The organism is Psychrobacter sp. AOP5-GZ1-6, from assembly GCF_052376345.1.
Taxonomy (GTDB): domain Bacteria; phylum Pseudomonadota; class Gammaproteobacteria; order Pseudomonadales; family Moraxellaceae; genus Psychrobacter.
Window position 1 is genome coordinate 1 of sequence record NZ_JBQSVP010000303.1, and the last position, 861, is coordinate 861.

At 36.8% G+C, this 861-nt stretch carries 1 pseudogene; it reads left to right on the forward strand.

Features of this window, described 5'->3' with window-relative positions:
- The first annotated feature begins 5 nt into the window (after positions 1-5).
- Positions 6-665 (forward strand): annotated as a pseudogene (locus ACT3RN_RS15915) (IS1595 family transposase).
- Positions 666-861: the final 196 nt, after the last annotated feature.

Genomic DNA, 861 nt, shown 5'->3' on the forward strand with positions numbered 1-861 from the left:
CTTTTATGAAGATAACCCGTTGTAAACTAAGTAAAAAATTACAGCGAAGGCTGTTAGAGTTTTTTACAGCTGAAGTGACTGCTAGAACAGCCGCAGACTTGCTTGATATTCAGCCTAATACTGCTGCACTTTTTTATCATAAAATAAGACTTGTGATAGATTACCATCTCTCATTAGAAGCTGATGAGCTTTTTGATGGAGAAGTCGAATTAGATGAAAGTTACTTTGGCGGTGTACGCAAAGGCAAAAGAGGTCGCAGGGCTGCTGGTAAATCCGCTGTATTTGGTATTCTAAAACGAAACGGTAAGGTGTATACCATTGTCGTAGCAGACACCACCAAACAGACTACTCTAATGCCTGTTATTAAGCGTGAAATCAAGCCTGACAGCTTTGTTTATACGGATAGCTATCGAAGCTACAACGCGTTAGATGTGAGCGAGTTTAAACACTTTAGAGTCAATCACTCTATAGAGTTCACTTGCACTAAAAACAATTACATCAATGGCATTGAGAACTTCTGGAATTAGTCCAAACGAACTCTCAGAAAATATAATGGGATTAATAAGAAAAACTTCCATTTGTTTTTAAAAGAATGTGAGTTTAGATTTAACTATGGCTCACCATCTAATCAGCTGAAAACCTTGAGAAAATGGTGTGATATTTAATCCTTATCTACTACAGCCCCCTAAATAAAGTAGAGGCATTATATTTCAACGTGGAACTGGTATGAGTTTTTCTGGCGTGCTGTGTCTGCGCTGATCGATGCTGCATGAAATTCATCCTAGTCTCACTATATCGTTTTTATACTAAATTCACTATAGCATTATTGCCTATAGTAAATATCGGTTGATTTATTAAATT